The organism is Achromobacter marplatensis, from assembly GCF_002209535.1.
In the GTDB taxonomy this organism is placed as follows: Bacteria; Pseudomonadota; Gammaproteobacteria; order Burkholderiales; family Burkholderiaceae_B; genus Achromobacter; species Achromobacter marplatensis.
Genome location: NZ_NJIG01000011.1, coordinates 1 through 17,538, shown reverse-complemented (window position 1 = coordinate 17,538; position 17,538 = coordinate 1). Strand labels below are relative to the sequence as shown.

The 17,538-nt window shown below is 62.9% G+C and carries 13 protein-coding genes; 6 read left to right on the top strand and 7 right to left on the bottom strand.

The window, feature by feature from the left end:
• Window positions 1-4: 4 nt before the first annotated feature.
• The 7 genes from CEY09_RS22825 to leuC form a co-directional block, all read right to left on the bottom strand.
• Window positions 5-1,102: a TRAP transporter substrate-binding protein gene (locus CEY09_RS22825; RefSeq protein WP_088590472.1), complete on the bottom strand. Its 1,098-nt coding sequence runs from the start codon at window positions 1,100-1,102 to the stop codon at window positions 5-7.
• Window positions 1,103-1,155: 53 nt separating this feature from the next.
• Window positions 1,156-1,965 carry a tRNA pseudouridine(38-40) synthase TruA gene (gene truA / locus CEY09_RS22820; protein ID WP_088590370.1) on the bottom strand — a complete coding sequence of 270 codons (810 nt, stop codon included), beginning with the start codon at window positions 1,963-1,965 and terminating at the stop codon, window positions 1,156-1,158.
• A gap of 3 nt (window positions 1,966-1,968) precedes the next feature.
• Window positions 1,969-3,831: a type IV pilus assembly protein FimV gene (locus tag CEY09_RS22815; protein WP_088590369.1), complete on the bottom strand. Its 1,863-nt coding sequence runs from the start codon at window positions 3,829-3,831 to the stop codon at window positions 1,969-1,971.
• A gap of 257 nt (window positions 3,832-4,088) precedes the next feature.
• Window positions 4,089-5,219, bottom strand: coding sequence for an aspartate-semialdehyde dehydrogenase (gene asd, locus CEY09_RS22810; RefSeq protein WP_006226993.1), 1,131 nt, complete (start codon window positions 5,217-5,219; stop codon window positions 4,089-4,091).
• 232 nt (window positions 5,220-5,451) lie between these two features.
• Window positions 5,452-6,528, bottom strand: coding sequence for a 3-isopropylmalate dehydrogenase (gene leuB, locus CEY09_RS22805; RefSeq protein WP_006226994.1), 1,077 nt, complete (start codon window positions 6,526-6,528; stop codon window positions 5,452-5,454).
• Window positions 6,529-6,559: 31 nt separating this feature from the next.
• The gene (gene leuD, locus CEY09_RS22800) at window positions 6,560-7,210 is read right to left on the bottom strand and encodes a 3-isopropylmalate dehydratase small subunit (protein ID WP_006226995.1); all 651 of its coding nucleotides are present in this window, start codon (window positions 7,208-7,210) and stop codon (window positions 6,560-6,562) included.
• Between the two features lie 26 nt (window positions 7,211-7,236).
• Window positions 7,237-8,640 carry a 3-isopropylmalate dehydratase large subunit gene (gene leuC, locus CEY09_RS22795; RefSeq protein ID WP_088590368.1) on the bottom strand — a complete coding sequence of 468 codons (1,404 nt, stop codon included), beginning with the start codon at window positions 8,638-8,640 and terminating at the stop codon, window positions 7,237-7,239.
• 515 nt (window positions 8,641-9,155) lie between these two features.
• Between leuC and CEY09_RS22790 the strand changes: the two genes are divergently transcribed.
• The 6 genes from CEY09_RS22790 to CEY09_RS22765 all read left to right on the top strand — a co-directional run.
• A complete protein-coding gene (locus tag CEY09_RS22790) occupies window positions 9,156-10,661 on the top strand; it encodes a TolC family outer membrane protein (RefSeq protein ID WP_088590367.1) in 1,506 nt (501 codons plus the stop codon).
• A gap of 26 nt (window positions 10,662-10,687) precedes the next feature.
• Entirely contained in the window at window positions 10,688-10,900 is a 213-nt protein-coding gene (locus CEY09_RS22785) for a hypothetical protein (protein WP_088590366.1), read from the top strand.
• On the top strand, window positions 10,884-13,049 hold the full coding sequence (locus CEY09_RS22780) for a type I secretion system permease/ATPase (RefSeq protein ID WP_167390144.1): 2,166 nt from the start codon (window positions 10,884-10,886) through the stop codon (window positions 13,047-13,049). The genes CEY09_RS22785 and CEY09_RS22780 overlap by 17 nt, the downstream gene beginning before the upstream one ends.
• 7 nt (window positions 13,050-13,056) lie before the next feature.
• Window positions 13,057-14,478, top strand: a complete 1,422-nt coding sequence (locus CEY09_RS22775; RefSeq protein ID WP_088590471.1) for an HlyD family type I secretion periplasmic adaptor subunit — start codon at window positions 13,057-13,059, stop codon at window positions 14,476-14,478.
• A 19-nt stretch (window positions 14,479-14,497) separates the two neighbouring features.
• Window positions 14,498-15,154: a response regulator transcription factor gene (locus CEY09_RS22770; RefSeq protein WP_088590364.1), complete on the top strand. Its 657-nt coding sequence runs from the start codon at window positions 14,498-14,500 to the stop codon at window positions 15,152-15,154.
• An 84-nt stretch (window positions 15,155-15,238) separates the two neighbouring features.
• Window positions 15,239-17,538, top strand: a 2,300-nt coding sequence (locus tag CEY09_RS22765; protein ID WP_143219571.1) for a retention module-containing protein, incomplete at its 3' end; no start/stop codon positions are given.

The window sequence follows — 17,538 nt, the reverse complement described above, 5'->3', positions numbered from 1 at the left end:
GCGTTCAGGCGCCCGGCTGGCCCAGCGTGGCGATCAGATTATCGAAACTGCCCTCGGCCACGCGGAACCACGGCACCTCCTTGTCCCGGAAGGCCGTCATGCTTTCGTACAGCTTCTTGAACATCGGGTCCTTGGCGCCCATCTCTTTATAGGCGGCCAGCGAGGCCTCGTAGCACGCTTGCAGGACGGGCTTGGGAAATGCCTTCAGTTGCGCGCCGCGCGACACCAGCCGGCGCAGGGCATCCGGGTTGCCGGCGTCGTACTTGGCGATCATGTTGCCTGTGGCCATCCGGCAGGCCAGCGCCAGCGCGGATTGATAGGGCTTGGGCAATTCGTCGTACGCATCCTGATTCACGTACAGCGACAGTTGCAAGGTGCCCGCCCACCATCCCGGAAAGTAATAGTTCCTGGCGACTTTATAGAGCGCCAGGCTTTCGTCGTCATGGGGGCCAATCCACGCCACGGCGTCTACCGTTCCGTCTTCCAGCGCGGCATAGGTATCCGAGACCGCCACCTCGACCGGCGTAGCACCCAGGCGCGACAGCACGTGCCGGGCGAACCCGCCCGCCTTGACCTTCAAGCCGCGCAGGTCATCCACGGTCTTGACCTCGCCGCGGAACCAACCACCCATCTGCGCCCCGGTGTAACCACAGGGAAAATTCAAGATGTTGTATTTATCGAAAAGCACGCGCGTCAGCGCCAGGCCTTCGCCTTGGGTCATCCAGGCATTCATCTGCCGGGTATTCAGGCCGAACGGCACACCGGCGTCGAAACACAGCGCGGGATCCATGTCGAAGTACCGGGTCGACGCGGTATGGCCGCAGTCCACCACACGGTGCTGCACGGCTTCCAACACCTGGCCGGGCTGCACCAGATCACCAGCGGGGAAGATCTCGATGTTGAAGTGCCCGTCGGTGACTTCAGCCACATACCGCGCGACGTCCTCCGCGCCCGCAAACAGCGTGGGCGATTCGTTCGGGAAGCTGGACGCCAGCCGCCACGACACGGTGGGCGCCTCCTGCGCGAAGGCCGGAGCCGCCAACGCAGCGCTGCCTGCGGCGGCGCCCAAGGCAGTTTGCTTCAAAAACGCGCGGCGTTGCATGGCGAAGACCTCCAAATGGGCGCGGGAAACGCGCCTTGGGTTACGGCGCTTTCCTAATAGGTTCGCGTGAACGGCGACAGCAACAACGACCCGCCGTCCAACTCTTCCAGGCCGAATTCAGCCGGGTAATCAATCGCGGACAAATACAGGCCATCCGGCGAAAACGTGGGCGCACCGAGCTTGCGGTCGCGCCAGGACAACAACTGCGCCATCCAGTCCACGGATTCCCTGCCCTGCCCGATCTGCAACAACGCGCCCATGATGTTGCGCACCATGTGATGCAGGAACGCATTGGCCTTCAAGGTGAACACCAGGAAGGGCCCGCGCTCTTCGATGTCCAGCCGGTGCATGTGGCGCACCGGATGCTTGGCCTGGCATTGCGAAGACCGGAAGCTGGAGAAATCGTGTTCGCCCAGCAGCGCATTCGCGGCGGCCTGCATGGCCGCCACATCCAGCGGCTGAAAGCACCAGCCCGCCCTGCCCGCCCATAGCGCCGGCCGAACCCGGCCGCGCCACAGCAAATAGACGTAGGTGCGGGCGCGCGCGGAGAATCGCGCATGGAATTCGTCGGACACCGACTGCGCCCACTGCACCGAGACACTGGAAGGCAGAAACGCGTTCACGCCCCGCACCCAGGATTCCATGCGGCGGTCCAGCGTCGTATCCAGATGGACCACCTGCATCGCACCATGCACGCCGGTATCGGTGCGGCCGGCGCAAATTGTGGGAACGACACCCTCCACACCACAAAAACTGGCCAGGGCGGATTCCAGCGTGTCCTGCACCGTCTGCCGGTGCGGCTGCGTCTGCCAACCCTGCCAAGCGGAGCCGTCATACGCCAGCCCCAATGCAACTCTAGACATTATTCAAACCCGTGGACCGCTGACTCGGCGCGGTTCGTCCGTGGGCGGTTCGTCCAGGTCGAGATTGATCGTATCGAGCTTGCGGTTCAGCGCTGCCGTGTCCAGCGCAGGCTCGTTATAGGCGTACGTTTCCTCGTCGTCGTCCCCGCGCCGGGCGCCGGCACGGCGCAGCAGCCAGGCGATGGCGAATGCGATCAGCGCCAGCACGGCGGTGACGATGACGAGCAGATTATCGGCAAGCCAGCTGGGCATGCCGGAAGTCAGGTCTTTGGCGTTGGTCGGAGCAGTTCCCGCCGCCTTGTCGGTAGAGGACGCACCGGGTGTGCCGGCTGCGCCTGGCGCGCCTGCTGCACCCTGGGTACCTGCGGCGCCAGGAGTACCGGCTGCACCCGGCGCACCTGCTGCGCCCGGAGTACCCGCTGCACCCGGGGCACCTGCTGCGCCCGAGGTACCTGCTGCACCCGAAGCACCTGCCGCGCCCGAGGTACCGGCTGCGCCAGGAGTACCTGCGGCACCCGGAGTACCTGCGGCACCGGAAGCACCTGCGGCGCCGGAAGTACCCGCGGCACCCGGAGTACCTGCCGTGCCCGGAGTACCTGCGGCGCCGGAAGTACCTGCGGCGCCCGAAGTACCTGCGGGGCCCGAAGTACCTGCGGCACCTGAAGCACCTGCGGCGCCCGAAGTACCTGCGGCACCTGAAGCACCTGCCGCGCCCGTAGTGCCTGCGGCGCCCGTAGTGCCTGCGGCGCCCGTAGTGCCAGCGGCGCCCGAAGTGCCTGCGGCGCCCGAAGCACCAGCAGCGCCCGCTGCGCCACCGGCCCCGGCAGCACCCTGCTGGGCGACGGCCTTGTTCAGGTCGTCCACATTGGTCTGCAACTGACTCACCCGGCTTTCCACGTCTTTCATGGCGCGCTCGGACGAGGTCCGAGCATCGGCTTGCGCTTCCGCTTGCGCGGAGGCGCTGTCCTGCGCTTGGCCGGTGGACAGGCGGACGCGGTCTTGCGTGGGCGCGGCGCTGGCCACGCCCGTGTCGCCCGGTCGGGCGACGGTGCCCGATGCCGCGTCCTGGCCCTTCACCACCGACGGATTGGCACCCGCAGCAGCGCCAAGCCGTGCACGGTACTTGGCAAACGCCTCGGCATGTTCATTGAAAATACGGCGCGCTTCCGCGGGATCAATCGCTCGGACCGTTGCCGCATCCGGGATATTCAGTTTTTGCCCGGCGCGCACCAGATTCATATTGTTCTGGATGAACGCCTCGGGGTTGGCGCGCCACAGCGCAACCAGCATCTGATAGACCGACGCGTTGGGCACCGCGTTGCGCTGGGCGATGGCGAAAAGGTTGTCGCCCGACTTCACATTGACGGAACCCGCCGTGCCGCCCGCGCGCGCCGTTGTGCCGACCGCGGCCGGCGTCACATCGGCGCCGGTGCCGCGCAAGGGCACCAGCACGCTGACCTGCACCTGACGCTGCCCGGAACTGGAACTGATATCCAGCAGCAAGTCCACTGCCCCGCTTGCCGGAGGCTGCGTGCCGCGCACCCGCAGATTCTTACGCGTGCCGTCCAGCCCGTCTTCGACCCTGACCACCATGCTGGCCAGCGGCACCGGCGGCTTCAGGCCCGCGCGTTCCCAGGCTGCTTCGTCCGCCACCTTCACCTTCAGTGAAGCCACTTCGTCGGGGGTCAGTTCCTGCAACCCCACTACGGCCTGCAAGGGCGCACCCGGCACGGACACGACACGCGAATGCCCCACGCGCATGGCCAGCGCCGAACTGCACATGCTCGACCCTATCGCCAGGGCAATCGCCCATTGAAGGGTTTTCAAACGGCGGGCATGCTTCACGTGGCGCGAACGCTGGGTCATAAGCTGGAATTCCGTTCTTGTAGTCGAATTACGGGCTAGAGCCCGTTCGCACCAGTTAGGTGAAAACAGGCCTCAATTCACCGGAAAAGTGTAATGGATGACGCGCATTTCACAAACCTGAAAGGCGCATTGGCGTTGGCTCGCGGGCACATCCACCACACTGCTTTGACGATTGCATAAACATCAAGGGCACCCGCAGGTGCCCTTGTTTGCCAAACCGTAAGATCAGGCACCCAAACGGGGCGCCCGAAACGGCATCAGGCTTCGGCCAGCGCGATGCGCAGCATGCGGCGCAGCGGCTCGGCAGCGCCCCACAGCAGTTGGTCGCCCACCGTGAAGGCGCCCAGGTATTGGGAACCCATCGACAGCTTGCGCAGGCGGCCCACCGGGATATCCAGCGTGCCGGTCACGGCAACCGGGGTCAGTGCGGAAACGGTTGCTTCCTTGGTATTCGGAATAACCTTGGCCCATTGCGTGCCTTGGGCGATCAGCGCTTCGATTTCGTCCAGCGGCACATCGCGCTTGAGCTTGATGGTCAACGCCTGGCTGTGGCAGCGCATCGCGCCGATGCGCACGCACAGGCCGTCGATCGGGGTCGGAGCGGTACCGAAAGCGGCGCCGCGGCCCAGGATCTTGTTGGTCTCGACTTCGCCCTTCCACTCTTCTTTCGACATCCCGTCGCCCAGATCCTTGTCGATCCAGGGAATCAGGTTACCGCCCAGCGGCACGCCGAAATGTTCGTGGGGCAGCGCCGGATCCTTCTGCTTGGCCAGCACGCCGCGGTCGATTTCCAGGATGGCCGACGCGGGGTCGTTCAGCAGGGGCTTGACCGCCTGGTTGATTTCACCGAACTGGGTCAGCAGTTCGCGCATGTGCTGCGCGCCGCCGCCAGATGCCGCCTGGTACGTCATGGTGGTCATCCATTCCACCAGGTCGTTGTTGAACAGGCCGGCCAGACCCATCAGCATGCAGCTGACGGTGCAGTTGCCGCCGATGAAATTGCGCACGCCGCGCTTGAGCGCAGCGTCAATCACCGGGCGGTTGACCGGGTCCAGCACGATGATGGCGTCGTCGGCCATGCGCAGGGTGCTGGCCGCGTCGATCCAGATGCCGTTCCAGCCCGCGCCACGCAGCTTCGGGTAGACCTCAGACGTGTAATCGCCACCTTGCGCCGTCACGATGATCGGCAGTTTTTTCAGAGCATCAATATCGTAGGCATTTTGCAACGGACCTGCGCCTTCGGCCCAAGTGGGCGCGGCGCCGCCAGCGTTGCTGGTGGAAAAGAACACCGGTTCGATCAGTGCGAAGTCGTTCTCGTCGCGCATGCGTTGCATGAGCACCGAGCCGACCATTCCGCGCCAGCCGACAAGGCCTACTGCTTGATTCATTTCAATCGCTCTATAAAGGTGGAGACAAGGTCTGGGGTAGAAAAAAACGTGCAATTCAACAATTTATCAGAATGCACGCATTGATGTTGCAGCGCAGCTTTAAAAAATAGGGGCCGCAAGATGTGGGCACGCCTTTCGCAGCGCCGTCGCAACACGACAAAAAGGGCCGCCTTGCGGGCGGCCCTTGAAAATCGGGGGCTGCGCCGCAAGGGCGCGCCCCTTGCCAGGCAAATCAGGCCAGGGCTTTGAGTACCGCGTCGCCCATGCCTGCCGTGCCGACTTTCGTCGTGCCCGGCTCGAAGATGTCGGCGGTGCGCAAGCCGTCAGCCAGCACGCGGCGCACGGCGGCTTCGATGCGGTCGGCCTGCGGCGCCAGATTCAGCGAGTAGCGCAGCAGCATGGCGGCCGACAGGATCGTTGCCAGCGGGTTGGCGATGCCTTGGCCGGCGATGTCGGGCGCGGAACCGTGGCTGGGTTCGTACAAGCCTTGGCCGCCGGCATTCAGCGAGGCGGACGGCAACATGCCGATCGAGCCCGTCAACATGGCGGCTTCGTCCGACAGGATGTCGCCGAAGAGGTTGCCCGTGACGATGACGTCGAATTGGCGCGGGTTGCGCACCAGCTGCATCGCGGCGTTGTCGACGTACATGTGCGACAGCTCGACGTCGGGATATTCGCGTGCCACCTCAATGACGATATCGCGCCAGAACTGCGAGGTTTCCAGCACGTTGGCCTTGTCCACGCTGCACAGCTTCTTGTTGCGCTTGCGGGCCGATTCGAAGCCGATGCGCGCGATGCGGCGCACTTCGGATTCGGCGTAGCGCATCGTGTCGTAGCCTTCGCGTTCGCCCGTGAAGGCGCCGTCGGGCGACGAACGCACGCCGCGCGGCGTGCCGAAATAGATGTCGCCGGTCAGTTCGCGAATGATCAGGATGTCCAGGCCGGACACGATCTCGGGCTTGAGCGACGAGGCGCTGGCCAGCTCGGGATACAGGATGGCGGGACGCAGGTTGGCGAACAGGCCCAGCGCCTTGCGCAGGCCCAGGATGGCTTGCTCAGGACGGAACTCGCGCGGCAGGCTGTCGTACTTCCAGTCGCCGACAGCGCCGAACAGCACGGCGTCCGATTCCTTGGCCAGGTTCAGCGTGGCCGGCGGCAGCGGGTGCTCGAACTGGTCGAACGCGGCGCCGCCCACGGGGGCCTGCTTGATGTCGAAGGAAACGTCCAGCGCATTCAGGACGCGCACGGCCTGTTCAACGATTTCCGGGCCGATGCCGTCACCCGGCAAGACTGCAATGTGGTGGGTCATTTAAGAAACGATCCTGTGGTCAGAATGGAGTTCAGGCGATGGGACGGCTTTCCAGCCACGGGTGGCGGGCCAAGCGCTCGGCCTCGAAGGCGCGGATCTTGTCGGCATGGCGCAAGGTCAGGCCGATGTCGTCGAAACCGTTCAGCAGGCAGTATTTGCGGAAGGGTTCGATGTCGAAGCCCATCGCGCGGCCGTCCGGGGCAATCACGACCTGGCGGTCCAGATCGATGTTCAGCTTGTAGTTCGGGAAGGCTTTGACTTCGTCGAACAGGCGCGCCACTTCCAATTCTGACAGCACGATCGGCAGCAGGCCGTTCTTGAAGCTGTTGTTGAAGAAAATATCGGCGTAGGACGGCGCGATGATGGCGCGAAAACCATACTGCGTCAGCGCCCAGGGCGCGTGTTCGCGGCTGGAGCCGCAACCGAAGTTCTTGCGCGCCAGCAGCACCGAGGCGCCCTGGTAACGCGGCTGGTTCAGCACGAAATCCGGGTTCAGCGGACGCTTGCTGTTGTCCATGCCGGGTTCGCCGTGATCCAGGTAGCGCAGCTCGTCAAAGAGGTTCGGGCCGAAACCCGTGCGCTGGATGGACTTGAGGAATTGCTTGGGAATGATGAGGTCCGTGTCGACGTTTTCGCGATCGAGCGGAGCCACCAGGCCTTCGTGAGTGGTAAATGCTTGCATGATGTCGGTACTCGGGGCTGATTCGCTTAACGGAACGTGCGGACGTCGACGAAATGGCCGGCCACGGCAGCGGCGGCAGCCATGGCGGGGCTGACCAGATGCGTGCGGCCGCCCTGGCCCTGCCGTCCTTCGAAATTGCGGTTGGACGTGGACGCGCAACGTTCGCCAGGTTCCAGGCGGTCGGCGTTCATGGCCAGGCACATCGAGCAACCGGGCTCGCGCCATTCAAAGCCGGCTTCGATGAAGATCTTGTCCAGGCCTTCGCGTTCGGCTTGCTGTTTGACGAGGCCCGACCCCGGCACCACCATCGCCTGGCGCACGTTCGAGGCCACGCGCTTGCCGCGCGCCACGACGGCGGCCGCGCGCAAATCTTCGATGCGCGAGTTGGTGCACGAGCCGATGAACACGCGATCCACACGGATATCGATCAGCGGGGTATTCGGCTTCAGGCCCATGTACTCCAGGGCGCGTTCCATGCCGCTGCGACGCACATCGTCCTTTTCGCGATCGGGGTCCGGCACGCGGGAATCCACCGGCAATACCATTTCAGGCGAGGTGCCCCAGGTGACTTGCGGCTTGATGTCGCGCGCATTGACTTCGACCACGGTGTCGAACTTGGCGCCGTCGTCCGTGTGCAGGGTGCGCCAGTATTTGACGGCCTGGTCCCACACCACGCCCACTGGGGCGAAGGGGCGACCGCGGAAGTAGTCGACGGTCTTGTCGTCCACCGCCACCATGCCCGAGCGCGCGCCGGCTTCGATCGCCATGTTGCAGACCGTCATGCGGCCTTCCACGGACAGCGCGCGGATGGTGCTGCCCGCGAATTCGATGGCGTGGCCGGTACCGCCGGCCGTGCCGATGATGCCGATGATGTGCAGGACGACGTCCTTGGCCGTACAGCCGAAGGGCAATTCGCCTTCCACCTTGATCAGCATGCTCTTGGCTTTCTTCATCAAGAGCGTCTGGGTCGCCAGCACGTGCTCGACTTCCGACGTGCCGATACCAAAGGCCAGCGCACCCAGCGCGCCGTGCGTGCTGGTGTGCGAGTCGCCACAGACGACGGTCATCCCGGGCAAGGTCGCGCCCTGCTCCGGGCCGATCACGTGCACGATGCCCTGGCGCAGGTCATTCATGCGGAATTCGGTAATGCCGTACTTATCGCAATTGGTGTCCAGCGTGTCCACTTGCAGGCGGGATACCGGGTCATCGATACCCTGGGCGCGATTGATCGTCGGGACGTTGTGATCCGCGACCGCCAGGTTGGCGCCCGTGCGCCACGGTTTGCGCCCGGCAATCGCCAAGCCCTCGAACGCCTGCGGGCTGGTGACTTCGTGCAGCAGGTGGCGGTCAATATAGAGCAGACAGGTGCCGTCTGATTCCTGGTGGACGATGTGGGCGTCCCAGAGTTTGTCGTAAAGGGTTTGGGCCATGGATGCGCTCTGCAAATAGACAATCCGGCTCGTGCCTCGCGCGGTTGAAAAGCAAATCGCTCCCGCGCCGGCCACTGCGGCATGTAGGAATTATGCCCAGGGTCTGAACCTAGTACAACCGCACCATACATACTAGCACCAACACTACCATGTTCGTTACGGAATCTGTCCCCTCAATCGCGAATCCGAACCTGTCAAACACTGTGGGAAATTAATCACGCTCAAGGTTTTAGTTAAAGAAAATAGATACAAAATTATCAAAACGATATAATCCGGTTTCACTATGACCGTCCCTTATTCGAAATAATGCGCAATAAAACGCATTAATTAAAATATGGGCATTCATATATTGTGAAGTTCGTGCAAATTCAGTGCTTTTAGGTGATGTTGCGCGAAGAAATCTCATGGCCGGCCCGTTGCATCCAGCAAGACTTAACAAATCTTGACTCGAAGAATATGACATTTGCATACAACATAGCGGCCATTCAATCCAACCTGACTCGCGAATAATCACTATGGCTTCGTTTTTGCTCAAAAGCACGACTTCGATAATTGCCCTGGCCTTTGTTCCCGCTGCCTTCGCGCAGACCGCCGCGCCCGCCGCTGCCCCTGCTGCCGGACAACCCGCCGTGACGCTGAACCAGATCGTTGAACAAACGCTGCTCAGCAATCCCGAGATCCAGGCCAAGTACCATGATTTCCAGGCTTCGCTCGAAGGCCAGTCGGTGGCGCGCGCAGCGTTTTTCCCGCAGGTCAACGCGTTGGGTTATGTCGGCCGTGAATACCGCAACAACGTCCCGGGCGTAGGTTCCCAAAACTGGAGCCGCCCTGGTTACAACGTCGAATTGCGCCAATTGATATTTGATGGTTTCCGCACCAGCAATGACGTCAAGCAAGCCGGCTTCGACAAGCTGGCACGTTTCTATGACGTGCTGGCCACCAGCGACTCCACCGCTTTTGCGGCGGTACAGGCCTATATCGACCTGCAGCGTTATCGCGACATGGAATTGCTGGCGCGGCAGAACTATTCGCTGCACGAGCAGACGCTGAAACAAATCGGCGAACGCACGGAATCCGGCGTCGGCCGCCGGGTCGATCTGGAACAAGCGGGTGGTCGCCTGTCGCTGGCCCAGACCAACCTGATGACGGAAAGCGCCAACCTGCTTGATGTGCAGCAACGCTTCCAGCGTGTTACCGGCGCCTTCCCGCCCGAAGCCATGCAGCCGACGCCCGAAGTGGGCGACAAACTGCCGGTCAAACCCGGCAACTTCAATGATTCGCTGCGCCGCAACCCCAGCTTCCTGTCCAAGCAGGCCGGGCTGCAGGCCGCCGAAGCGGGCGTGTCGTCGTCCAAGGGCGCGTTTTCGCCCAAGTTTGAATTCGTGGCCTCTACCGGCCGTGACCAGAACGACCCCACGCCGCAGAGCCGCGACATCCAAAGCTCCAGCGTCCAGGTCGTGATGAGCTATAACCTGTACCGCGGCGGCGCCGATGCCGCCCGCGTGCGCCAGACCGCCGCGCAGTCCTATGCCGCGCGGGACATCCGCGACTACACCTGCCGCAACGTGCAGCAAGATCTGGCCGTGGCCTGGAACAATATTGTCAGCCTGAGCCAGAAGCTGCCTTTCCTGCGTGACCACGAAGTGGCTACCACCAAGGTGCGCGATGCCTACGCTCAGCAATTCCAGATCGGCCAGCGTTCGCTGCTGGACTTGCTGGACACCGAGAACGAACTGTTCGAATCGCGCCGCGCATTGACCAACGGCATCTACGACCTCAAGCTTGCGCAATATCGCTGGCTGGCGCTGTCGCACACGCTGCTGCCGGCGCTGTCTTTGCAACCCGCGCGCAACGAAATGCCTGAGGAAAACGGCAAGCTTGTGGTAACCGACGAAGTGATCAAGCTTTGCAATTCGACGGTTCCCGATGCTGCCCGCCTGGCTCCGGTGCGCGTCCAATATAACGAAGGTACGCTGCCGCCCACGCTCGTGCCGCTGAACGCGCCCAACGCCAAGCCCTGACCGGGGTTGGGTCGCAAGGAGGCCATATGACGCCCCAGGGCAAAGAATTTTCGCAGTTGGACGCGGACTTTGTCCGCGTCCTGGAAGACCTGATCGACGCCTTGATCGCCAATGGCACCTTGCGTTTGACCGATCTGCCTGTACAGGCACAACAGAAACTCACCCAGCGTAAGCAACAGCGCGCGCGGCTCTCGGAACATCTGGACCTGTTGGATGACGAAGATGGACAAGTTATCTGAAAAGGCAGCCCGGGAATGGCGTGCCGACGCTCGCGCCGCACACGACGATCCGCTGCTGGACTGCCTGGTTGAAATCACCCGCCTGCATGGCGTGACGGCGACCGCCCAGGCGCTTTCCTCCGGCCTGCCGTTGGAAGAGCACCGCCTGACCCCCGCCCTGCTGCCGCGCGCGGCGGCACGTGCGCAGTTGTCCGCGCGCGTCGTCAAACGCACGCTGGACAGCATTTCGCCCGACTTGTTACCCGCCATTCTCCTGCTGAAGGGCGAACGCGCGTGCCTGCTGCTTAAGAAAGACGATGGCAAATACGTCGTCAGCCACCCCGAACTGGGTGGCAGTTCAGTCGAAATGACACCCGAAGCATTGGCCGCGCAGTACACCGGCCTGGTGTGCTTTATTCGCCCGCAGTTCCGCTTTGACGCGCGTTCCCCGGAAGTATCCAAGGTGCGCGAACGCCATTGGTTCTGGGCCGCCATCATTGAAAACCGGCGCCTGTACCGCGATGCGCTCATCGCTGCGTTGCTGATCAATATCTTCGCCATGGCGATGCCGTTGTTCACCATGAACGTTTATGACCGCGTCGTGCCCAACAACGCGGTCGAGACACTATGGGTGCTGGCAATCGGCATCACGCTGGTGGTCATCTTCAACATGATCCTGAGCACGGCGCGTTCACACGTCGTCGATAGCGCCAGCAAAAGGGTGGATATCCGTCTGTCTGCCCAGATCATGGAGCGCGTGCTGGACTTGCGGCTGGAGGGCCGACCGCTATCGGTAGGGGCGTTTGCGGCCAACCTGCGGTCATTCGAATCCATCCGCGACTTCATCGCGTCTGCCACCATCACCACGCTGGTCGATCTGCCGTTCATCCTGCTGTTCCTGGCAGCGTTGGCCTGGATATCCCCTTGGATGATCTTGCCACCGCTGGTGGCGATTGTGCTGATCCTGCTGGTGTCGCTGGCTGCCCAGGCGCGCATGGAGGCGCTGACATCGGCCACCTTCCAGGCAAGTTCGCAGCGCAATGCCACGCTGGTGGAAGCGCTGACGGGCCTGGAGGCGGTAAAGACCCTGAACGCGCAAGGAGCCATCCAGCGCAACTGGGAACGCGCCACGGAGTTCATCGCCCAGACCGGCGGCAAACTGAAGCTGATCTCGTCATCCACGGTGGGCTTCGTGCAGGCCGTGCAGCAACTGGTGTCGATCGCCGTCGTGATCATCGGCGTCTATCAAGCGCAGGAATCAGCCATGTCGATGGGCGGCATTATCGCCGCCTCCATGATCGCCGGCCGCTGCCTGGCCCCGCTGGGCCAGGTAGCCGGGCTGTTGATGCAGTACCAGAATGCGCGCACGTCGTTGGGCTCTATCGACAGCTATATGAAGCTGCCCATAGAACGCCCTGCGGACGCCGAATTCCTGCACCGCCCGGTGTTCCACGGTGCGCTGGAGTTCCGCGATGTGACATTCGCCTATCCGGGTTCGACCCAGCCTGTGCTGAAGAAGGTGTCGTTCAAGCTGAAACCCGGTGAAAAGGTCGGCATCATCGGCCGCATCGGCTCGGGCAAGACCACGCTTGAAAAACTGGCGCTGGCGCTCTATCAGCCTACCGAGGGTGCCGTATTGCTGGACGGCGTGGACGTGCGCCAAATCGATCCGGCCGACGTGCGCCGCGTGATCGGCCATGTGCCGCAGGACCCGCTGCTGTTTTACGGCAGCCTGAAGCACAATCTGGCCATGGGCGCGCCCTATGCCGACGACGCCAGCATTCTGGCCGCCGCCAATCTGGCCGGCGTGACGGATTTCGCCAACCTGCATCCCAATGGGTTCGACATGGTGATTGGCGAACGCGGCGAATCCCTGTCAGGCGGCCAACGCCAGTCGGTGGCAGTAGCGCGCGCGCTCATCAACGATCCTCCGATCCTGCTGCTGGACGAGCCCAGCAGCAATATGGATCACCAAAGCGAAGCCCAGCTGCGCAAGCGGCTGGGCGAAGCCAGCGCAACCAAAACCATCCTGCTGGTCACGCATCGGACCGCGCTGCTGGATCTGGTCGATCGCCTGATCGTGATCGATAACGGCCACATCGTGGCCGACGGTCCGAAGGAACAGGTTGTCGAAGCACTGCGTCAAGGACGCGTTGGACGCGGAAGCTGAGGAATCCATGTTGAATAATCCTGACCAGCCCAAGCACGGCCTGTTTGGAAGCCTTTGGCGCAAGCTGCGCAACGTCTTTGTCTTCTTCTTTGACCGGCTGCTGGATGGCTCCGAAAAAGGCAAGCCCAAGCAACGCTCCGACTACGTCGGCAACGCCGAATGGGCTATCCACGAATCCCAGGCCCGCAGCTCGCGCGTCCTGCTGTGGGTGTCCTTGCTGGCTACCCTGCTCCTGCTGGTGTGGGCGGCCGCGGGCAGCATTGATGAAGTCGTGCGGGGCGAAGGCAAAGTCGTGCCGTCGCGCCAGGTGCAGATCATTCAAAGCCTGGACGGCGGCATCGTCGAAGAGATCCTGGTGCGTCCCGGCCAACAGGTCGAAGCCGGCCAGACTCTGCTGAAGATAGACTCCACGCGTTTTGCCTCGTCGCTGGGCGAGAACAACGCGGAATACCTGTCGTTGCTGGCAAAGTCAGCCCGTCTGCAGGCGCTGGCGACGGGTGAACCCTTCGTGGCGCCGGAAGAGGTTCTGAAGCAGGCTCCCGGCCTGGCGGAAATGGAGCGCAACGCCTGGCAGGCGCGTAATACCGAACTGAACGCGACGGTCAATGTGGCACGCGAGCAGCTCAAGCAGCGTCAGGAAGATCTGCGTGAAACGATCGCCAAACGCGACCAGGCCTCGGCCAGTTGCGGCCTGACCTCGCGCGAACTCCAGGTGACCCGCCCGCTGCTCAAGAGCGGCGCAGTCTCTGAAGTGGACCTGTTGCGCCTGCAACGCGATGTGGCGCGCTACTGCGGCGAACAAAAAGGCGCCGAAGCGCAGATCGACCGATTCCAGGCCTCCATCAAGGAAGCGCAAAGCAAGCTTGAAGAAGCCGAGCTGAACATCCGCAACCAGGCCCGCAGCGAACTGTCCGAAACCAATACCAAGCTGTCGACCCTGCGCCAGGGCAAGCTTGCGCTGGCTGACCGGGTCAAGCTGGCCGAAGTCCGCGCACCCCTGAGCGGCACGATCAAGACGTTGTTCAACAACACCGTCGGCGGCGTGGTGCAACCGGGCAAGGACATCATTGAAATCGTGCCCAAAGACGACACGCTGCTGCTGGAAGTGCGCATCCAGCCGCGCGATATCGGTTTCCTGCACGCCGACCAGAAGGCCGAAGTGAAGTTCACGGCCTACGACTTTTCCATCTACGGCGGCCTGGAAGGCAAGGTCGAGCAGATCGGCGCGGATACGGTTACAGACGAAAAAGGCAATTCCTACTACGTGGTGCGCGTTCGCACGGACCGCAGCACCGTAGGCGACAAATTGCTGCCCATCATCCCAGGGATGGTGGCCGAGGTTCATATTCTGACGGGTAAGCGCACCGTGCTGCAGTACCTGCTCAAGCCCATTTTGCGAGCCAAGGCGAACGCCTTTACCGAACGATGAAGGAGAGCTGGAAGGCGATATGAAACCTGTACCCGTCCTGTTGATTACGCACGACGACCTGCTATGGCAGCACTGGCGCGCGCTGGACCCGGCGCGCTGGCTGGCCGCTCGCGGACGTGGCCTGGCCGATCTGCAACGTTGGCGCGAACAAGGCCGGTCTCTGGCCGTGCTGGATTCGGATGTGCCCCGCTTGCCGTCCTGGCAGGACCCCGTCTGGATGTCTACCCTGGCGGGCCTGCATCTGGTAGTCGCGAGCCCGAGCCCGAATGATGAGCAAGGCACGCAAGCCCTTGGGGCCGGCGCCCACGGCTATTGCCATAGCTATGCGCCCGCCGCGTCCCTGGCTCAGTCGTTGGAAGTCGTGGCCTCGGGCGGCATCTGGATGGGGCGCTCCCTGGTCACGCGGCTGCTGAAGCTGGTTACGGAACGAGCCCAGGATTCGCATTCCTGGGACGCAGGCCTGTTGACTGACCGCGAGATCACCGTTGCCCGCTACGCTGCCAGCGGTCAAGCCAACGCGCAGATCGCCGAAGCACTGGGCATCACGGAACGCACCGTCAAGGCACATCTGTCAGCCGTTTTCGAGAAACTCGGCGTGTCGGACCGCCTGCAACTGGCCCTATTGGTCCACGGCATTTCCGCGTCGACGGAATCGCGGAGCAAAATTACTTCCTGATACTGTCCTTGAGGACAATATCCCGCGCAAGCGGCTCCCTCTAGTATCTGGCCATCTTGGATAACTCCCTGAAACGGAACCCACATGGCCAACTCTTCCCCCGCAGTCGTCAACGAAATCTCCGGTCGCGCTTGGATTCGCAATAGCGACGGATCTCTGACGGAACTGCATCAAGGCAGCAAAGTCCCCGCCGGCAGCGACATCGTCACTGCCTCGGGCGCCACGGTTTCGCTTCAGGTGGAAAACGGCATGCCGATCGTCATCGGTGAAGGCCGTGAAGTCGCTGTAAATGGGGACATGGCTGGCCCCCTGGCGGATCCGACCGAAGCGGCCGTCGCCGCGCCCAGCGGCACCGATTCCGATCGCCTGCTGGCCGCGCTGCAAGCCGGCCGCGATCCGTTCGACGAACTGGACCCCACCGCCGCCGTCGTGGCGGGTGGCGGCGATGCCGGCGGCAGCAGTTTTGTCCGCCTGGCTCGCATCCTGGAAACCACTTCCCCGCTGGATCTTGCATACCCGAACCCCAGCCGCGGCAACGATACCGCGCCGCGCGCCACCAGCAATGGCCTGACGGGCGACGACACCGACGCCACGCCGACGCTGCCCGATCCCGTGAGGCCCTCGGTCATCATCACCGTCAACGGTGATGGCACCGTCTCGTTCAACTTCAGCACGCGCCCCGTAGGTTTTGATCTGTCGGACGTGGTGGTCGACCACGGCAAGATCACCAATCTGCGCCCTGACCCGACCGACCCGACGAAGTGGATCGGCGATCTGACGCCTGAGACGAACTATGAAGGCCCGGTGACCATCAAGGTGCCGGACGGCAGCTATACCAACGAAGCGGGCACCCCTGGCCTGCCTGGCGAGACTGCCACCGTCGTCGACACCCTGCCCCCCAAGGCCGAGATCTCCATTGACACGATCGCCGGCGACGGCGTGGTGAACGCCGAAGAATCGGGCAAGGACATTGCCGTCACCGGTAAGGTCGGTGGCGACGTCAAGGTCGGTGACACCGTCACCTTGACCGTCAATGGCAAGGACTACACCGGCAAGGTCGTGGACCTGGGTAACGGTTCTTTGGGTTACAGCATCAATGTTCCCGGTTCGGAACTGGCCAAGGACTCGAACGTCCATGCCTCCGTGACGACGACCGACGACGCCGGCAACTCGACGACAGCCCAGACCGATAAGGGCTACGACGTTGATACCTCGATCGACGCTTCGATCACGATCGACATGATCGCCGGCGACGGCGTGGTGAACGCCGAAGAATCGGGCAAGGACATTGCCGTGACCGGTAAGGTCGGCGGTGACGTCAAGGTGGGCGACACCGTCACCCTGACCGTCAATGGCCAGGACTACACCGGTAAGGTCGTGGATCTGGGCAACGGTTCCCTGGGCTACAGCATCAATGTCCCGGGTTCGGAACTCGCTAAGGATTCCAACGTCCACGCCTCCGTCACGGCGACCGATGACGCCGGCAACAGCAAGACCGCTGAAGCCGATAAGGGCTACAGCGTCGACACCGAGATCGACGCCTCGATCACGATCGACACGATCGCCGGCGACGGCGTGGTCAACGCCGAAGAATCGGGCAAGGACATTGCCGTCACCGGTAAGGTCGGCGGCGACGTCAAGGTCGGCGACACCGTCACCCTGACCGTCAACGGCCAGGACTACACCGGCAAGGTCGTGGATCTGGGTAACGGCTCCTTGGGCTACAGCATCAATGTTCCGGGTTCGGAACTCGCTAAGGACTCCAACGTCCATGCCTCCGTCACGGCGACCGATAACGCCGGCAACAGCAAGACCGCTGAAGCGGACAAGGGCTACAGCGTCGACACGGACATCGATGCTTCGATCACGATCGACACGATCGCTGGCGACGGCATCGTCAACGCCGAAGAATCCGGCAAGGATATCGCCGTGACCGGTAAGGTCGGCGGCGACGTCAAGGTGGGCGACACCGTCACCCTGACCGTCAATGGCCAGGACTACACCGGTAAGGTGGTGGATCTGGGCAACGGTTCCCTGGGCTACAGCATCAATGTCCCGGGTTCGGAACTCGCTAAGGATTCCAACGTCCACGCCTCCGTCACCGCGACCGACGACGCCGGCAACAGCAAGACCGCTGAAGCCGATAAGGGCTACAGCGTCGACACCGACATCGATGCCACCATTTCCATCGACACGATCGCCGGCGACGGCATCGTCAACGCCGAAGAATCCGGCAAGGATATCGCCGTGACCGGCAAGGTCGGCGGCGACGTCAAGGTCGGTGACACCGTCACCCTGACGGTCAATGGCCAGGACTACACCGGCAAGGTCGTGGACCTGGGTAACGGCTCCCTGGGTTACAGCATCAACGTCCCGGGCTCGGA

Bases quoted from the DNA above. Each gene is read 5' to 3' on its own strand.
- CEY09_RS22825 (WP_088590472.1), bottom strand. From the start codon at position 1,102: ATGCAACGCCGCGCGTTTTTGAAGCAAACTGCCTTGGGCGCCGCCGCA.
- truA (WP_088590370.1), bottom strand. From the start codon at position 1,965: ATGTCTAGAGTTGCATTGGGGCTGGCGTATGACGGCTCCGCTTGGCAG.
- CEY09_RS22815 (WP_088590369.1), bottom strand. From the start codon at position 3,831: ATGACCCAGCGTTCGCGCCACGTGAAGCATGCCCGCCGTTTGAAAACC.
- asd (WP_006226993.1), bottom strand. From the start codon at position 5,219: ATGAATCAAGCAGTAGGCCTTGTCGGCTGGCGCGGAATGGTCGGCTCG.
- leuB (WP_006226994.1), bottom strand. From the start codon at position 6,528: ATGACCCACCACATTGCAGTCTTGCCGGGTGACGGCATCGGCCCGGAA.
- leuD (WP_006226995.1), bottom strand. From the start codon at position 7,210: ATGCAAGCATTTACCACTCACGAAGGCCTGGTGGCTCCGCTCGATCGC.
- leuC (WP_088590368.1), bottom strand. From the start codon at position 8,640: ATGGCCCAAACCCTTTACGACAAACTCTGGGACGCCCACATCGTCCAC.
- CEY09_RS22790 (WP_088590367.1), top strand. From the start codon at position 9,156: ATGGCTTCGTTTTTGCTCAAAAGCACGACTTCGATAATTGCCCTGGCC.
- CEY09_RS22785 (WP_088590366.1), top strand. From the start codon at position 10,688: ATGACGCCCCAGGGCAAAGAATTTTCGCAGTTGGACGCGGACTTTGTC.
- CEY09_RS22780 (WP_167390144.1), top strand. From the start codon at position 10,884: ATGGACAAGTTATCTGAAAAGGCAGCCCGGGAATGGCGTGCCGACGCT.
- CEY09_RS22775 (WP_088590471.1), top strand. From the start codon at position 13,057: ATGTTGAATAATCCTGACCAGCCCAAGCACGGCCTGTTTGGAAGCCTT.
- CEY09_RS22770 (WP_088590364.1), top strand. From the start codon at position 14,498: ATGAAACCTGTACCCGTCCTGTTGATTACGCACGACGACCTGCTATGG.